Source organism: Streptomyces sp. HNM0574, from assembly GCF_012726235.1.
In the GTDB taxonomy this organism is placed as follows: Bacteria; Actinomycetota; Actinomycetes; order Streptomycetales; family Streptomycetaceae; genus Streptomyces.
Genome location: NZ_JAASAH010000008.1, coordinates 46,048 through 59,245 on the forward strand (window position 1 = coordinate 46,048; position 13,198 = coordinate 59,245).

The window sequence follows — 13,198 nt, forward strand, 5'->3', positions numbered from 1 at the left end:
GGCCGACGTCACCACCTCGGCGCCCGCACCTCACACGCGCACGACATTCCATGGGGAGGGAATGCGTATGCCGGCCATCGTCCACACCTCCGACGAGCGCACTCCGGCCACCGGCCCAACCACCCTGCCGCCAGGGCTGGTCGGCAAGAAAATACCCGGAGAAGTCCTCATCACCGGCTGGAACGCACGCGCCGACGGCTCCTACACCGTCACCGCACGCTGGCCCCGCAGCCACCGCGTCTACGCACCCGGCGACCGGACGTACAGCCCCATGCTGTTCACCGAGACGGTGCGCCAGTCCCTCGCCTTGCTCACCCACGCCGGCTGCGGCGTCCCCCTCGGTCACCGCATGGGCTGGGAGTACTGCCACACCCGGCTCGTCCCCGCCGCCATGCGCGTCCAGCGCGGCTCACCCGGCATCGAGTTGACCGTCCGCTTCTCCGGCGCCGACGCCCGCCGCGGCGCACGCTCATGGCGCCTCACCGCCGAGATCACCGTCACCCGCGACGGCGTCCCCCTCGGCTCCGCCTCCATCCACTACACCGCCCACCCGCCGGTCATCTACGACCGGCTGCGCGGCGCCTACGCCGACGCCGAGGAAGCCACCCTCCGCGCCCTCGCACCCCCACCACCCGTCACACCGACGGCAGTCGGAAAGACCGACGGGAGCGACGTCGTCCTCTCCCCGACACCCGACCCGCTCCGCTGGCAGCTCCGCGCCGACGTCACCCACCACGTCTTCTTCGACCACGCGCACGACCACATCCCCGGCATGGTCCTCCTCGAAGCCGCCACCCAGGCCGCCCGCATCCAGGCAGGCGCGGACCGGGATGCGTTCGCCCCCGTCGCCCTCCACACCGAGTTCAGCCGCTACACCGAACTCGATGCCCCGTGCTGGATCGAGGCCACCCCCCTGGAGCGCACCCCCGACGGTCACACCCGCTCCCGCATCACCGGCACCCAGAACGACCGGACCACCTTCACCACAGAACTCACCGCCACCACCGGCCACTGAGCCCGGAAACGGTCACCCCGCAGGGCGGCACCGAAAGCGGAAGGGCGCGGGCAATCCACCCCGCGCCCAACAGGCCCTACGAACACAACAAGTTCGGCGAAAACCGGCACACGCACAACGACGCGACCGGCCGAAGCCAGTCGCGTCGTAAAAGCGGAACGGGAAACGACCCGCCCGAAAGCTGGTCGGGACGGCGGGATTTGAACCCACGACCCCTTGACCCCCAGTCAAGTGCGCTACCAAACTGCGCCACGTCCCGATGATCACCAAACTTGCCGCTGCTTGTCGCACCAGCCCGTCGGCTCTCGAAAGAGAGTCTATCAGCAGGTCAGACCCCCTGAAGCCACTCCGGTGCTCCCTGCTGGACGGTACCTGCGGCTCGTCGCCGCAACGTCCTCCGTGTGGCACGGGCGTTGAGTCGCTGGCTGGGCAACTCGGCGTCGGGGAGGGGCGGTCGAGGGGGAGTCTGTTTCGGGAGTGCGGGTGATGAGACTGCCGGTCGAGCTGCGGGCTCGGGCGGGATGGGCAAGAGGGCCGTTCTGCGGACGGCTGAGGCCCTGCGCCGGGGCACGGGTCGGACCGTGATTTCGTGGCCGAACCACCTGCATGTCCACAATGCCGACCGTCGACGCTCGCCGGACCTTGCACTTCGAGCAGGTAACCCCAGAAACGGCGGCCCGGAAACGACGAAAGGCGCCTTGAGCGGAATCACTCCCTGCTCAAGACGCCTTCGCGTGCTGTCGGGACGGCGGGATTTGAACCCACGACCCCTTGACCCCCAGTCAAGTGCGCTACCAAACTGCGCCACGTCCCGGTGCCCTTGCGGCCTGGGCTTCCGCCCCGCGCCGCTCGCGCACGAAGAACAATACATGATTCGGCCCGGTGCTCGCGCCCACCCTCCGCCCGCCACCGGGCGTGACCAGCCCGAAGCCCGACCGTACGCGGAGCCGGAGCCTCCTTCTCCCCTGCAGCTCCCGGCGACCGAGCGCCCACGATCCGGTGACGGCCGTATCCACAAACCCCGCCTTATCCACAGAAAGTAAGCCCGTCGCACGCAAAGTGACCATCGCCGTTAGCTTCTTCCCCGTGACCGACGCCACGACCGGCGTCACCCCACGAGCAAGGAAGGAGCCGCATGCACGGGGGACTACCCATGATCGGGTTCAGCGTGCTGATCTACGGCGCCGTCGGCGTCGCCGCACTCCTGCGCGACGGCGCCCGACGGTGCCGGAACCGCCACGGAGGAGAGCGGAAGCGGAGGAGGCCGGCATGCGCCGCAGCGTGACAGTGATCATCCCCGCCCACGACGAGGAGAAGGGCCTCCCCGCAACCCTCGACTCCGTCCTCGGCCAGACCGTGCCACCGGACCGCGTCATCGTCGTCGACGACGCCTCCCGCGACCGCACCGGGGACGTCGCGCGCCAATACGGCGTCGACGTCGCACGACCCCCGGCGAACCTCGGAAGCAAGGCCAAAGCGCAGAACCACGCGCTGCCGCTCTGCACCACCGAACTCGTCCTCGCCGTCGACGCCGACACCGTCCTCGCCCCCGACTACATCGAACGCATCCTCCCCGCCTTCGACGACCCGGACGTCGTCATCGCCGCGGGCAACGTCCAGACCCGCTTCACCCGGACAGTGTGGGAACGCGGCCGCTCCGTGGAGTACCTCTTCGGCTTCCACTGGCACCGGCCCATCCAGCACCTCGCCGCAAGCCCCATGGTCTGCTCGGGCTGCTGCTCCGTCTTCCGCCGCGACGTCCTCGTCGCAGCGGGAGGCTTCCCGGAGCGCACCATCGTCGAAGACATAGACTTCACCTGGACCCAGCAGATCGCCGGCCGCCGCGCCCGGTACGTCGCCGACGCCGTCGCCTGGGCCGCCGACCCGGAAACCCTGCTGTACCTGCGCAAACAAGTCTGGCGATGGATGGCCGGCTTCTGCCAGAACGTCCGCCTCCACACCGGCCAGTTGATCCGCCACAAGCCGATGCTGGCCCTCTGGGTCCTCCTGGCCATGCTCGAAATCATCACCGCACCCGTGTGGTGGTCCGCACCCCTCGTCCTGACCCTCGGCTACGGCCACCCCGTCGGCGAAACCCTCGCCTGGTGGACGGCCGCAGAACTCGTCTTCATGATCCCGCCACTCGTCTACGCGGCACGCAGGCGAAAGCTCCCCACGTGGCGAGTCCTCCTCAACATCCCCTGCGTGTACCCCAACAAGCTCGTCAACCTCTACTACGCGTGGAAGGCCGTGACGGTCGAGCTGCTCCTCGTCCCGCTACGCCTCTCACAAGGACTGACCGTCTACGAAAAGGGGAGAGGAGCAACACCGGCCCACAAGAAGACCCCCACCACCACTCGCCCGCGGCACGCCATGCCGTGAAATCGGGCCGGGCTTGAGCCGTGGGTGAGGAGGTCTGCGTGACCTCCTCACCCACGGCGACGACGAGTAGTGCGTAGCTTCCCGTCTCGCTGGCCGTGGACGCTGCGCTCGCGGCGTGGGCTGGACGCGAACTGGTGTACCTCGTGAGCGTTGCGTGGAGCTGAACGTCGCGAACTGGTGGGGCATGGCGGCTGGGGGTGGGAGCGGAGGCGGGTGGAGGGGCCGGGGGGGGGAGGGGGAGCCCCCAGAGCCCCAACCGTTAGTTCTCACGGATCGCTGACACAGGCCCGTGGTGCGGCTGCGCGCGGGAGTTGAGGCCCTAGCGTGTGCGCATGCGCGTACTGGTCACTGGCGGGGCGGGGTTCATCGGTTCACACGTCGTGCGGGCCTGGGAGGCTGCTGGTCACGAGGCTGTGGTCTTCGACGCGGCACCTCGTGGGCAGGGGATCAAGGGCGATGTCCGTGATGCGGGGCAGGTTGCGGCAGCCCTCGTCGGCGTCGACGCGGTGTGCCACCAGGCGGCGATGGTCGGCCTCGGGAAGGACTTCTCCGATGCGCCCGACTACGTGAGTCACAACGACCACGGCACGGCCGTCCTGTTGAAGCAGATGGCGGATGCCGGTGTCCGTCACCTCGTGCTGGCGGGCTCGATGGTGGTGTACGGCGAGGGGCGCTACAGCTGCCCGGAGCACGGGGTCGTGCGCCCTGGGGCAAGGTCCGTACGAGATCTGGACGGTGGCCGGTTCGAGCCGCCGTGCCCGCGGTGCGGTGCGGCCCTATCGCCCGAGCTGGTGGGTGAGGACGCGCCCGTCGATCCGCGCAACGTCTACGCGACGACGAAGCTCGCGCAGGAGCATCTCGCGGCGGCCTGGGCGCGGATGACGGGCGGCCGGGTGATCAGCCTCCGGTACCACAACGTCTACGGAGAGGGCATGCCGCGCGATACCCCGTACGCGGGCGTGGCGTCGTTCTTCAGGTCGGCACTGGAGCGGGGCGAGGCACCGCGAGTGTTCGAAGACGGCGGGCAGCGACGGGACTTCGTGCACGTCGAGGACGTTGCCGCCGCGAACCGCACGGCGTTGCTGGCCCTGCGGGAGCCCGGACACCTGGCCGAGGGGGAGCTGCGGGCGTACAACACGGGAAGCGGTACGCCGCACACGGTGGGGGAGATGGCGGAGGCGCTGGCCACGGCGTTCGGCGGGCCGCAGCCGGTGGTGACGGGTGAGTACCGGCTTGGGGACGTACGGCACATCACCGCGTCCTCCGAGCGCCTCCGCCGGGAGCTGGGCTGGCGCGCGAAGGTCGGCTTCGCCGAGGGAATGCGGGCCTTCGCGACGGCTCCCCTCGCCGACACTCCGGGGCGCGCCGGCGTCGCGGTCCGAGCTTGATGCGGCGCTGGTGTGGAGGGTGCCGCGAGATTGGGTGAGCGTCTGGGCTCGCCCTCACCACGCTGCCGTGGCGGCTTCCGACGCATCCGCGCGTTCCCTGCCCGTCGAGTCTCCTCCGGTACCCGTACGGCAGAGACGTGCCGCCGGAGGAGGGGGCGGGGAGAGACGTCGGGGCTTCACAAGGAGCGTCGGCCCTTTATGTCCGTTCTGCCTGCCTAGGGTGAGGCAGATGACTGATTCCCTTACCTGGCAGGGAGATCTCGTGCTCCCGTGTCTGAACGAGGCAGCGGCGCTGCCGTGGGTCCTGGAGCGGATCCCGGAGGGCTGGCGGGCCGTCGTCGTCGACAACGGTTCGGACGACGGCTCGCCGGAGATCGCACGTGAGCTGGGCGCGACCGTGGTGCGCGAGGAGCGGCGCGGGTTCGGGGCGGCCTGTCACGCGGGGCTGATGGCGGCGGAGGCGGATCTCGTCGCCTTCTGCGACTGCGATGCCACGCTCGACCCGCGCGAACTGACCCGTCTCGCCGAGCCGGTGCGGGACGGTGCGGCAGATCTGGTGCTCGCCAGGCGGCGTCCGGTCGTCCGCGGTGCGTGGCCGGTGCACGCCCGTGCCGGGAACCGTGCTCTGTCCCGAATGGTGCGACGGCGCACGGGCTACGCACTGCACGATTTGGGGCCGCTGCGGACGGCGTGGAGGAAGGCCCTCCTGGACCTGGAGCTGACGGACCGTCGCAGTGGATACCCGCTCCAGATGGTGGTGCGCGCGGCGGACGCCGGATGGCGGGTGGTCGAACGCGACGTCGACTATCTGCCGCGCTCCGGCAGGTCGAAGGTGACGGGAACGTGGCGTGGCACCTGGCACGCCGTGCGCGACATGAGGGCGGTACTGCGATGAGCCCTGAGTCCCATGTGAACGGGCGTCCCGACGTGCTGCACGAGCCTGGCACGCCGGAGGGCCACGACGTACCGGACGGACCGTCACCGGGCGACTGTCCGAGCCCCGAAACGGCGCCCACCTCCTGCACCACACTCCTGGTCATCGCGAAGGAACCGGTGCCAGGACGGGCCAAGACGCGTCTGACGCCACCGTTCTCGCCGGACGAGGCGGCCGAGCTGGCCGAGGCGTCGCTGGCCGACACCCTCGACACCGTCCGCTCGCTGCCCGCGCGCAGGCGCGTGCTGGTACTCGCAGGAGCTCCGGGCCCGTGGCTGCCGGACGGGTTCGAGGCGGTGCCGCAGTCCGGGGGCGGTCTGGACGAGCGGATCGCTGCGGCCTTCTCCCTGTGCGAGGGGCCCGCTCTGCTGGTCGGGATGGACACCCCGCAGATCACGCCTGAGCTGCTCGCACCTGCCCTCGAAGCGGGTGGTTGGGAGGGTTGCGACGCCTGGTTCGGCCCCGCCGCCGACGGTGGTTTCTGGGCGCTCGGCCTGGCCGAACCCCGGCCCGAACTGGTGCGTGGCGTTCCCATGTCACTGGAGTCGACGGGGACGCTGCAACGTCGTCGTCTGGTCGAGGCTGGACTGATGGTGCGTGACCTGCCGGTGCTGCGCGATGTGGACACTGCAGAGGACGCGGCGGAGGTCGCCGAGCACCTGGCTGACAGGGTGCGCTCGGGTGGCACGGCCAGCAGGTTCGCGGCCGTTCACGAGCGTGTGGCAGGGGTGGTACGCCGGTGAGCACGCGGCTGGCCCCCTGGTGCACGGGCCCCTATGCGACGGCGCTGCGTGCCGGACGTGGCCCTCTGTTCCTCCGCAGGCCCGACGGCTGGGTGCTGCCACTGGAAGTGGAGCGCTGGTGCGGACGTGCGGACAGTGCCGATCTGTCGGTGCTGCGCTGGTGCCGGGGCCCTGTGCTCGACATCGGCTGCGGCCCGGGCCGGCTCGTCGTCGCTCTCAGCACGCTCGGCAGACCTGCCCTCGGCATCGACTCCTCTCCGGCCGCGGTCGCGCGCACACGCCGGGACGGGGGAGCCGCTCTGGAGCGTTCCGTCTTCGACCCGCTGCCCGGGGAGGGCCGTTGGCGGAGTGCGCTGCTGCTCGACGGCAACATCGGGATCGGCGGCGACCCGTCGGCACTCCTCGCCCGGGTCGGTGAACTCCTCGCCCCGGGCGGGATGCTGCTGGTGGAGGCGGCACCGGCCGAGGTGGAGGAGCGGTTCGAGGTCCGGCTGGACGACGGGCTCGGGGGCAGCGGTCCTGCTTTCCCGTGGGCCCGTGTGGGGACGGGCGCCCTCCGGGCGTGCGCGGAGGCCGGCGGATGGCGCGTGGTGCGGGAATGGCGCTGCTACGAACGGCCCTTCCTCTGCCTGCGCCTCTCCCATGAGCCGCGAGTCCTGCGGGTCAGGAACACGCACACGGCGACTCCAGCTGTGATGGACAGCGCGAGTACGAGGTTGCGGGGATAGTCGAGCGGCAGCAGGGACGGATTGCCCGGGGCGCTCGGGGCGAGGAGCACGGGCAGTGCCACGGCTGTCAGGCAGCCGCCGGTGACCAGAGCGCCGCGCCACACCGTCCGTCCTCTCGTCCGTCCCGCTGTCCGGCCGAGTACGAGGCCCGTGAGCAGTACGGCTGGGGCGAGCAGTCCGTCGTGGGCGACGAGGGACCCGGCGAGCCAGAGAGCCACTTGGGGCACTGTGCCCGCGCGGGTGTCGGCGAACAGCAGCCACGCGCCGACGGCCATCACGCCCGTTCCGGCGAGCCCCAGCACGCCCCGTGCGACCTGGTGCCGCTTCTCGGGAACGTCGTCGGTGTGGCTGCCGCCGCCCACAGCGCCGTTCCCGCGTCCTGCACCGCCTGCCGCGCCTCTGTCCGGGGGCGAACCCCTCTCTGGAGTCGGGCCTCCCCGCGGGGCACTGACGGTTCTTTCCGTGTCTCCATCCGGCGCTGGAGCCCCGTCCGAAGCTCTGCCTCCGTTCGTGCCCGGTGTTCGAGACCCCGTCGGACCGTCGCCTGTGCTGCCGCTCATCTCACTACCTCCGTCCGGTCATTCGAGTACCTCGATTCGGTGCACCCACTTGGTCTGGAGAACGCCCGGGCGGTTGGGGGCGATGATGCGGGCCGGGTAGCCGTGGTCGAGGCGCAGGGTGCTGCCGTTGAGTTGCAGCGCGAGCAGGGTCAGTGGGTCCTGTGCGTATCCGGCGCCCATTTCTGTGACGGCGTAGGCGCCTGATTGCTGGAGGGAGACGATGCGCAGGCGGGCGCAGGACGGTGCGTCCGCCAGGGCGAGGAGGTTGCGTACGCGGACGCCGTGCCAGTGGGCCGGCATGCTCCAGCCCTCCACGCAGGCGATGGGCAGTTCCACGGTGTGCTGCTGTATGGCGTGCAGTTGGGGGAGGGAGAGTACGTAGCCGCGGGGGCCTGTGACCGTCAACTTCCAGTCGCGCACGGTCTCGTGGGACACCTGGGCCTCGGCTGCCGTCCGGTTCACGGGCAGGCCCTGGGGGCCGATGTCGGGGCGTCGTGGTGCGAGCAGGGTCGCCTGCCGGAGCCACGGCACGGCTTGGCCCACGGTGGTGACGGTGACCGCACCGACGGCCGCTCCCGTGGCCAGCAGGAGGGAGCGTCTGTCTCTGGCGCTGTCTTCGGGCAGCCGCAGGGTGCCTGTGCCGGTGCGGCGCCAGTGGGAGGAGATCTGGGGGAGCTTCACCGCGATGTGCAGCAGCAGGGAGCCGGTGAGTGCCCAGGCGAGTGCCCAGTGGACGTCACGGAAGGAGAACGGCCAGGGGTACCACTGTGTGGTGTTGACGAGTCCGAGGAGGAGTTGCAGCAGCGCGGTCGAGACGAGTACGGCTACGGACAGTCGTTCCAGCGCGTGCCGCACGCCGCGGAGCGGGGGCTGGACGAACAGTCGTGGGTAGACCGTCCAGAGCTTCACCAGCAGCAGAGGGATCGCCGCGATGCCGGCCGCCACGTGCAACCCCTGTGTGAAGCGGTATCCCGCTACGGGGCGGGTGGGGAGGTGGTCGGCGAGCCAGTGGGGCGGTTCCTGGAGTACGTGGCTGAGGACGCCGGTGACGAAGCAGGTCAGCAGGGCCGCGCCCAGCAAGCGGCCCACGGCGGTCGCGGTGCGCGGATCGTGCAGCGCTCCGCGGAAGCGGAACGCGGGCATGGGCACATGCAGACGCACGGGTCACCATCCGGTGATGAAGAGGTGATTGATGGTGAGGGCGAGTGCCGCCTGGCCGGACAGCCACCACGGGACGGCTCGTCGGGGCAGCAGCGCTGTGGCGGGGAGGAGCCACAGGGCGAAGGGCAGCCAGATGCGTTCTGTTTCGGCCTTGCTCATGCCGGACAGGTCGGCGAGCAGAATGGCGCACAGTCCACCCGCGACGAGCAGTGCGAGGTTTCCGTTCCGCCGGGCGAAGGTCCGGCGCAGGGCGGCGACGACGGCGGGGCCGACGACCGCGGTCTGCACGGCGAGGTTGCCCCAGACGAAATAGCTGTAGGGGCGGATGCGTGCCGCGCCCTGGTAGTAGCGCTCGACGAGGGTGAAGTACCCGTCGAACCACCAGAATCCGGCCATGGTGAACGCGGCCACCCACGGCATCATTCCCAACAGGACCCACGGCACCGGGCGTACGGTCCGTCCGGCGACGAGTACGGCGACGGCGACGACCGCGAGTAGTACCAGCCCGTAGCTCAGGTAGCACAGCAGCCCGAACAGCAGCCCGGATGCGACAGCGGTGGCCCGGGGCGCTCGTGCCGTCTCCTGCGTGGACAGGGCGAGGAGGGCCACGGCCCAGGCGCCGGCTGCGGTGAAGTAGCCGTCGGCGGAGACGCCCATCCAGATCGCGGCGGGGGCGAGCACGAGGAACGGTGCGGCCCTGCGCGCGGCGTCCTCCGTATACAGGGCTCGGACGGTCACCAGGACGGCCGCGACGGCGGAGGAGCCGACGGTGATGACGAACGCCGCGGCCCAGCCGCCTCCGCTCAGTCCGATCCGGTCGAGCCAGGCGAATGTGAGGAGTGCACCGGGTGGGTGGCCTGCCACGTGAGAGGGCCAGTTGTCGGGTGAGTTCAGCAGGATGCGGCTCGTGAACTCTCGCAGCATGGCGCCGATGTCGGGCACGGGGACGGACTGGAGGTACTCGTACCGTGTCGTCAGCCGTTCGGCGACTCCTCGGTGCCAGCCGTCGATGAGGGCGAGCGACCAGCTCCACGCCATGGCGCCGCCCCAGCCGGCGAGGACGAGCGGGCGCCAGCGCATGCGCCGGGCGAGGGCCGGTCCGTACGCGATGGTCAGCATGGCGATGGCGAGGGCTGCGGGGGTTCCCGGGCCGAGGTGCGGCAGCCAGTAGGCGTACAGCGGTGGCCAGCGCAGTCGCAGTGTCCCGTGGTCGTTCTCGATCGCCTGGCCCGCGACGGTGGCGACGGTGAACAGCAGCGCGGCCAGGAGGACGGCGCACAGGTCGGCTCGTGTGCCCCGGTCGGGGCTGTGCGGTGCGGGGGGTGACGGCGGAGGGGCGCCGGGGCTGCGGCGGGTGGTGATCGACGAGCGGTTCACGTCCTCACCGTAGGACGGTGGGCCGGGCGGTCCCGGGCTCGGCGGGCGGATGTCTCCGAGCTGTCGGATCTTCGCCCGTCCGCACGTGTCCGGTGCTCCGTGCGGGACGGTCCGCGGTTCCGTGGTGTGCGGTCAGTCCCCGAGTCGTACGGGAGGCAGGAATTCCCGCACCAGTGTGCGGTGCCACCAGTCGCCGGTCTCCTTCCGTTCCTTCCGGGTGGTGTAGCGGTAGCGGTACAGCCGGGCGCGGACGTGGACGGGCGGTGTTTCGGGGAACGGGTCGTGCCGCAGGAGACGGAGGGTGGCGCGGTCGCCCTCCAGCAGTCTGGTGACGAACACTTCGAACCAGCCGCGCGCGTAGGCGGGTGACAGCGCCGCGAACCACATCTGCCAGTCCAGCCGGAGGTGGTAGGGCGCGTACGGGCGGGGGAACCGGCCGGTGGCCCCCGGCTTCCCCTTGAACTCGTACTCGCGCCACTCGGTGCGCTCTCCGAGGCTGTCGTCGTATGTGCCCTCCACGACGATCTCGTGGCGTACACGGGAGATGCTGCCGAACGCCCCGTAGGTGTTGACCAGATGGAGCGCGTTGAAGGAGCGGTTCATCTGCTGGCGGCTGCTGAGCAGGTTCCGGACGGGCCAGTAGCTCAGGACGGCGACGAACACGGTCACGGCGCAGACCAGCACGACGTACCAGAGCGGAGGGCTGTCGTACGCGGGTGGCTGTGCGACGTACGAACTGTCCACGGCGGAGAGGGCGATCACGATCGTCAGCCAGTTCAGCCACGCGAAGTTCCCGGACAGGACGAGCCACAGCTGGGTGACGATCACGAGCAGAGCCCCGACGGTGGCCACGGGCTGCGGGAGGAACAGGGTGAACGGGACGGCGAGTTGGGCGACGTGGTTGGCGCCGGTCTCCATGCGGTGCAGTGGCCGGGGCAGATGGTGGAAGAACCAGCTGAGCGGTCCGGGCATCGGCTGCGTCTCGTGGTGGTAGTACAGGCAGGTGAGGTCGCGCCAGCAGGGGTCGCCCCGCATCTTGATCAGTCCGGCACCGAACTCGACCCGGAACACCAGCCAGCGCAGCAGGAACAGCACCAGCACGGGCGGTGCCGTCGTGTCGTTGCCGAGGAACACGGCGAGGAAGCCTGCCTCCAGGAGCAGCGATTCCCAGCCGAAGCTGTACCAGGTCTGTCCCACGTTGACGATCGACAGGTACAGCACCCACAGCACCGCCCACATCAGCATGGACGTCCACAGCGGCACGGCGTCCGCGGCGCCGGCGGCCACAGCGGCGGACAGCAGCGCCCCGCCCCAGGCGCAGGCGGCGAAGAGACGGTCGGAGTAGCGCCAGTGGAACAGGCTGGGGGCGGCCTTGAACGGCACGCGCCGCAGGAAGTCGGGTACGGGCAGCAGTCCCCGTTCGCCGAGCAGGGCGCGGAACTGCACAGCCGCGGACACGAACCCCACCAGATAGAGGACGGCCAGGGCGCGCTGCAGCACCATGCGGCTCAGCCAGTAGTCGGGCGCGGTGAACCACTCCATGACGGCCATGCCTACCACCGTGCGGCCGGATCACGACACGGACAGGCGCGCGGGGACTGTCGGCGCCCCGAACGGGGCGTTGCCGAGCGACAGTTGGAGGCCAGGTCCGCGGTACCGGCGTGCGCACCCCCATTCCGGGGACAGGGCCGGCCGTTTCGCGTCGCTGTCCGCGAAATCCGTGCACCATCCGCGAAAACGGCACACTGCCGGACCGTCCGGCGGAGCACCGTTCCGCAACCCGTCACCCGGACACGAGCGAGGGCCACCATGCCGCTGATCGACCTGCCGCTCGAACAGCTCCGCGCGTACCGGCCGACGCTGCCCGAGCCCGAGGACTTCGACGCCTTCTGGGACGGGACGCTGGCTGTCACGCGTGAGGCCGCGCGCTCCTCCGCGCCGGCGGACTTCCGCCCGCTGCCCGACTCGCCGCTGACCACCGTCGACGTCCACGACGTGCGGTTCCCCGGCTGGGGGGGCCAGCCCGTCGCCGCCTGGCTGCTGCTGCCCCGCGCGGCCGAACGCCCGCTGCCCGCCGTGGTCACCTGCATCGGATACAGCGGCGGGCGCGGGCTGCACACGGAGCACCTGCTGTGGAGCGCCGCGGGCTACGCCCATCTCGTCGTCGACAACCGGGGGCAGGGCCACGACACCGCCGACCCCGACCCGGTTCCGGGCCCGCACTACGTCGGCGGGTTCATGACGCGTGGTGCGGAGGGGCCCGAGCACCACTACTACCGGCGGCTGATGGCGGACTGTGTCCGCGCGGTGGACGTCCTGCGCGAGCATCCCGCGGTCGACCCGGAGCGGGTCGTCGTCTCCGGCGCGAGTCAGGGAGGGGGCCTCGCGCTGGCCGTAGCGGGTCTCGCCGGTGACGCCGTCGCCGCCGTACTCGCCGATGTGCCGTTCCTGTGCCACATCGCGCGCGGGGCGGAGGCCGCGCTGCACGGCCCGTACGCCGAGATCGTGCACTATCTCGGCGTGCACCGGCGCTCCGGCGGCGACGGGCTGTTCTCCACTCTCGGCTACTTCGACGCCGTCCATTTCGCCCGCCGTGCCACGGCCCCGGCGCTCTTCAGCGTCGGCCTGATGGACCCCGTCTGCCCGCCGTCCACGGTCTTCGCCGCGTTCAACCACTACGGCGCACTGCGCGACCCCGGAACGGGCCGGGCGGTCGACAAGGACATCACCGTCTGGCCGTTCGGCGACCATGCCGGCGGTGGTCCGGCGCAGCAGGTGGAGCAGCTGGGCTGGCTTGCGGCGCGGGGGCTCGGCCCGGACGGTGCGGCGCAGGTTCGGCCGGACCCGGACCGTCACGTAGGTTGAACGACGTTCCATCGGAAGACAGCGGCAGCCTGCACGGGCCGGGCC

At 70.8% G+C, this 13,198-nt stretch carries 10 protein-coding genes and 2 tRNA genes; 7 read left to right on the forward strand and 5 right to left on the reverse strand.

The annotated features are described in order from the left end of the window. The first annotated feature begins 67 nt into the window (after nt 1-67). Nucleotides 68-1,015, forward strand: coding sequence for a ScbA/BarX family gamma-butyrolactone biosynthesis protein (locus HCC30_RS15775; protein ID WP_169443174.1), 948 nt, complete (start codon nt 68-70; stop codon nt 1,013-1,015). 182 nt (nt 1,016-1,197) lie between these two features. On the opposite strand, the gene HCC30_RS15780 is transcribed toward HCC30_RS15775, so the two are convergent. Both HCC30_RS15780 and HCC30_RS15785 read right to left on the reverse strand, forming a co-directional pair. After that, nucleotides 1,198-1,274: transfer RNA gene (locus HCC30_RS15780), tRNA-Pro, on the reverse strand. Nucleotides 1,275-1,755: 481 nt separating this feature from the next. Beyond that, a tRNA-Pro gene (locus tag HCC30_RS15785) sits at nt 1,756-1,829 on the reverse strand. Between the two features lie 455 nt (nt 1,830-2,284). On the opposite strand from HCC30_RS15785, the gene HCC30_RS15790 reads away from it, so the two are divergent. The 5 genes from HCC30_RS15790 to HCC30_RS15810 all read left to right on the forward strand — a co-directional run bounded on the left by HCC30_RS15790 (nt 2,285) and on the right by HCC30_RS15810 (nt 7,190). Further along, nucleotides 2,285-3,397 (forward strand): glycosyltransferase family 2 protein, encoded by a 1,113-nt coding sequence (locus tag HCC30_RS15790; protein ID WP_169443175.1) that lies wholly within the window; start codon nt 2,285-2,287, stop codon nt 3,395-3,397. A 332-nt stretch (nt 3,398-3,729) separates the two neighbouring features. Next, nucleotides 3,730-4,785, forward strand: coding sequence for an NAD-dependent epimerase/dehydratase family protein (locus HCC30_RS15795; protein ID WP_169443176.1), 1,056 nt, complete (start codon nt 3,730-3,732; stop codon nt 4,783-4,785). Nucleotides 4,786-5,014: 229 nt separating this feature from the next. Beyond that, on the forward strand, nt 5,015-5,680 hold the full coding sequence (locus HCC30_RS15800; RefSeq protein ID WP_169443177.1) for a glycosyltransferase family 2 protein: 666 nt from the start codon (nt 5,015-5,017) through the stop codon (nt 5,678-5,680). Further along, a complete protein-coding gene (locus tag HCC30_RS15805; protein WP_169443178.1) occupies nt 5,677-6,462 on the forward strand; it encodes a DUF2064 domain-containing protein in 786 nt (261 codons plus the stop codon). The genes HCC30_RS15800 and HCC30_RS15805 overlap by 4 nt, the downstream gene beginning before the upstream one ends. Continuing rightward, nucleotides 6,459-7,190 carry a methyltransferase domain-containing protein gene (locus HCC30_RS15810; RefSeq protein WP_169443179.1) on the forward strand — a complete coding sequence of 244 codons (732 nt, stop codon included), beginning with the start codon at nt 6,459-6,461 and terminating at the stop codon, nt 7,188-7,190. Before HCC30_RS15805 ends, HCC30_RS15810 begins: the two co-directional genes overlap by 4 nt. 578 nt (nt 7,191-7,768) lie before the next feature. Here the strand turns inward: HCC30_RS15810 and HCC30_RS15815 are convergent. The 3 genes from HCC30_RS15815 to HCC30_RS15825 all read right to left on the reverse strand — a co-directional run bounded on the left by HCC30_RS15815 (nt 7,769) and on the right by HCC30_RS15825 (nt 11,830). Then, nucleotides 7,769-8,893, reverse strand: coding sequence for a molybdopterin-dependent oxidoreductase (locus HCC30_RS15815; protein ID WP_169443322.1), 1,125 nt, complete (start codon nt 8,891-8,893; stop codon nt 7,769-7,771). 21 nt (nt 8,894-8,914) lie between these two features. Further along, entirely contained in the window at nt 8,915-10,192 is a 1,278-nt protein-coding gene (locus tag HCC30_RS15820; protein ID WP_169443323.1) for a hypothetical protein, read from the reverse strand. 228 nt (nt 10,193-10,420) lie between these two features. Beyond that, the gene (locus tag HCC30_RS15825) at nt 10,421-11,830 is read right to left on the reverse strand and encodes a lipase maturation factor family protein (protein ID WP_169443324.1); all 1,410 of its coding nucleotides are present in this window, start codon (nt 11,828-11,830) and stop codon (nt 10,421-10,423) included. 267 nt (nt 11,831-12,097) lie between these two features. Between HCC30_RS15825 and HCC30_RS15830 the strand changes: the two genes are divergently transcribed. Further along, the gene (locus HCC30_RS15830) at nt 12,098-13,153 is read left to right on the forward strand and encodes an acetylxylan esterase (protein ID WP_169443180.1); all 1,056 of its coding nucleotides are present in this window, start codon (nt 12,098-12,100) and stop codon (nt 13,151-13,153) included. Nucleotides 13,154-13,198: the final 45 nt, after the last annotated feature.